The sequence below is a fragment of the Nemorincola caseinilytica genome, from assembly GCF_039540515.1.
GTDB lineage: Bacteria > Bacteroidota > Bacteroidia > Chitinophagales > Chitinophagaceae > Nemorincola > Nemorincola caseinilytica.
Genome location: NZ_BAABFA010000028.1, coordinates 1 through 3,334, shown reverse-complemented (window position 1 = coordinate 3,334; position 3,334 = coordinate 1). Strand labels below are relative to the sequence as shown.

General features: G+C 39.5%; 5 protein-coding genes. 2 read left to right on the top strand and 3 right to left on the bottom strand.

Annotated elements, in window-relative coordinates:
• On the bottom strand, positions 1 to 200 hold a 200-nt coding region (locus ABD843_RS16345; RefSeq protein ID WP_345085663.1), incomplete at its 3' end, for a hypothetical protein.
• 36 nt (positions 201 to 236) lie between these two features.
• Positions 237 to 1,124 (bottom strand): IS1 family transposase, encoded by an 888-nt coding sequence (locus tag ABD843_RS16340; protein ID WP_345085660.1) that lies wholly within the window; start codon positions 1,122 to 1,124, stop codon positions 237 to 239.
• A gap of 163 nt (positions 1,125 to 1,287) precedes the next feature.
• Between ABD843_RS16340 and ABD843_RS16335 the strand changes: the two genes are divergently transcribed.
• Positions 1,288 to 2,490 carry an ImmA/IrrE family metallo-endopeptidase gene (locus ABD843_RS16335; RefSeq protein WP_345085657.1) on the top strand — a complete coding sequence of 401 codons (1,203 nt, stop codon included), beginning with the start codon at positions 1,288 to 1,290 and terminating at the stop codon, positions 2,488 to 2,490.
• A gap of 11 nt (positions 2,491 to 2,501) precedes the next feature.
• Complete coding sequence (locus tag ABD843_RS16330) at positions 2,502 to 3,098, top strand: P63C domain-containing protein (protein ID WP_345085654.1); 597 nt, start codon at positions 2,502 to 2,504, stop codon at positions 3,096 to 3,098.
• Here ABD843_RS16330 and ABD843_RS16325 read toward each other — a convergent pair.
• Positions 3,099 to 3,334 (bottom strand): hypothetical protein (locus ABD843_RS16325; RefSeq protein WP_345085651.1); only part of this gene is annotated, 236 nt, incomplete at its 5' end.

The window sequence follows — 3,334 nt, the reverse complement described above, 5'->3', positions numbered from 1 at the left end:
GCCCAGACGCCTAGCTTGTCTGCTTCGCTAAGTAACGGTGCTGGAACCGCAAGCATCTTGTCCATAATATCGTTCTTCATTTTGGTGTATTTATCGGCGTCATTGACGGTAATTTTTACCCCATCAGGAAGCCACGGCAAACCCATCACCCAAATTTTATTCACATCTTGTTTGTACTGCTGAATAGCTTTATCTTTCATTATACATTGTTTTCCTAAAGATAACAAAAAAGGGAGCTATTCGGCTCCCTCTGTTTTCTTCGTCTTGTATGGCCCTCTCTTCTTTGGAGCCTCTATTGGTGCGAGATTGCAAATGTCCTCTATTGTCATGGGTCTAGTTGCCAATTTCGCTTCCATTGCTGGTGTCACCCTTAGTGACTTATGAACCTTGCAGAAGTTGTAATAAACGAAATGCAAGGCGATAGCGTAAGCGTGATTTTCAACCTTCTTAGAAAAGGCATTTGTAAGCCTTGTAAAACGCCTCATGTGCATACGCATTGTGAGGTTTTGGCGTTCAACGTATGAAGTGCTGATATGCTTCTCATCGGGGCGACCCTCTACTATATGTTTCTCGGAGCCTATGCACTCAACGGGACTGTAACGCCTGTCGTTGCCTGACCCTTCTACATTGCCGTATATCTTCACCAATTGCGCAAAGTCTATCTCACCATCAAAAGCATTTTCAACGGCCTTTAAATATGCCTTATGGCCGTCTGTAGTAAGCTGAACGCGGTTCTTCAACCTGCTTGCAACATCAAGCATAAATTCATTTGCTGATACTGCATCACGGTTGCCAACATACCAAGAGATGATAAGTTTAGTATCGGCATCAATGCCCGTCCATGTCCACACGTCACCAATGCCATCTTCATCAATTCCTAAACGCGTTGCGGTCTTTTCCTTCATTGCCACAAACGACCAGATTTCATCTGCCTGTATGCGGCTAGCAGTTACGTTACGCACCTTTTCATCGTGGAACTTTTCACATGCCTTACCAATGTCAACAAGCAATTTAGTTACGGTATTGATAGACACATCACATATACGAGAGATAGCACGAAGTGAACTGCCTTCAACTAAGAGGTTTACTATTTGTTTGCGTTTTTCAATTGGTAACTTGTTCATGGCTTACGATTGTGATGTAAAGATAAACTAATTTCTTGAACGGTCAAGCATTTTGTTCAGTTTGTTTTTTATTTAGGTAAATTTACCTTTTTTATTTGCAAATGTATTGTAGTTGTTGAATTTTCCATTTAAATTTGTGAGGTAAATTTACCTTTTTGTAAAAATGGATAACAACAAGCCAAATAGATTTAGTGAAATAGACGAGATACTAAGAGGGCTTCAACCCACCCTTAGGGATATGTTTGAAAAGAGGTTGCATGAATTAGGTGTTAACCAAACTGCTGCATTGAAAATGCTGCAACTCGAACGTAAAACGCTTATAGGCATTCTTGATGGCACACAGAAACGGGCAAACATGGGCAACCTTCATAAGCTGGCTGTGTTTTTGAATGTTCCCACAGAAGAACTAATTAAGTTACACATATCTCAATTGGAAGGAAATAAGCCCAAGGAAAACGAAACCAACAGCAAAAAGTTTATCAGGGAGAATTTTGATTTGGTTGTACTGAAAAAATCAGGTTTTATAAAGGACGTAACAGACTTTGAAGCAATTGAACAACGTATAACTTCTTTCTTAGGACTTAAATCAATTTTTGACTATAAAAAGAGAATGTTTGATGCAGCTTTCAGCGCTGGTGCATTTGTTCCACAGAATACAACTACACGTGAATTTTGGCTTACTGCCGTGAAGAACATGGCCACTAAAATAGATAACCCGTATTTCTACGATAGGCAGTCTCTAATAAAATATTTTCCGCAAATAAGGTGGAACACTACAAATGTTGAATATGGCTTAATCAATGTTATAAAAGCACTCTACAAGTTAGGTATTACCGTAGTTTTTCAGCCATCATTATCTTCTCTACACTTACGAGGTGCAACATTCCCAGTTAATGAGCAGCCTTGTATTGCGCTAACAGACTACAGGGGATTTTATCCTACCCTATGGCATTGCTTGATACATGAATTGTACCACGTGTTATTTGATTGGGATGAAATTAAAGGGGGTAGCTATCACATATCAGAAGACCCCACAGCAATGCTTACCCTGGATGAAAAGGAGGCAGATGCGGACAATTTTGCACACGAATATTTATTCTCTGCTGCTAAGCTCGAAGAAATAAAGCCATACCTAAGAGATAAAGAATATGTGGACGAAGTAGCAAAGAACAATAACATTCATCCGAGCGTTATATATGCTTATTACGCCTTTGAAAATGGTGCAATTGATAGGATGGCATGGCCAAGAGCAAGAAAGCAAATGCCTGAAATAAGAAAGGCAATTTACAGGCTTGACCCGACTTGGGAAAAAGTAACATCTATTGATGAAACAGTTAAAAAATTGAAACTTGAAATCTATAACTAAAAATAGGGAGAATGAAAAAGAACGACAGAGATGAACTAAAAAATCTCATTATTACTGAAACAGAAAAACTAACGCCCCAACAGGTACAGGAGCAGATCTTTCTAGGGACAGAAGCATTAACGCCCGAACAACATAAGGAGCGAAATCGAAAAAAGGATGAAGAAATTATCCACCTAACTGGTGGTGGCACCACATCAAGAAAACAAATAAAAGATGTAGTGGCGTCAATAAGGCAACCTTACAAACCACACTTTGGTTATAAGAGTACAAGTTATTACAGAGACATCTACAGGGTCAAGGGGTGGCCGGAAGAAGAGCATAAAGTATTTGTAAAACGAAGAGAGGTTGCATTAATAACAAAAAGACTGATTTACAGCCGTTTTACCCCCGACGTTCTTAGATACCTTGAAAAAGAAAATCCATACATTGCCTATTGCCTAAGAAAATTCAAGAATTTTCAGTTTTTAAACAAAGAAGGACAAGACATCTTGGATGATTTTATTAACGACTTTTCAATGATGATCATTGGGTATAGCGATTGGGAAAGGTTTGAATTTGACTATTGTGCTAAATACGGCATTGCATACCAAACTAAGATATTTCAATAGTTATTTCTCCCATCTTTTCGCAGCAGCTTTCTTAGCTATTTCCTTGCGTTTTGCAGGAGTTAGCTTGTCCGCTCTAGCCTTTCCCCCTTTCTGACCACCCAAACGACCTAGTGCGACAGCGGCAGGGTTTTTACCATCTGTGAGTGCAGCGTTATCTTCTTTCTCACCTGTAGCAATATCTGCTATCAGCTTCGCAAGTTGGTTCGTATCTTTCGGGCGTTTACTTGTTCCTTTTG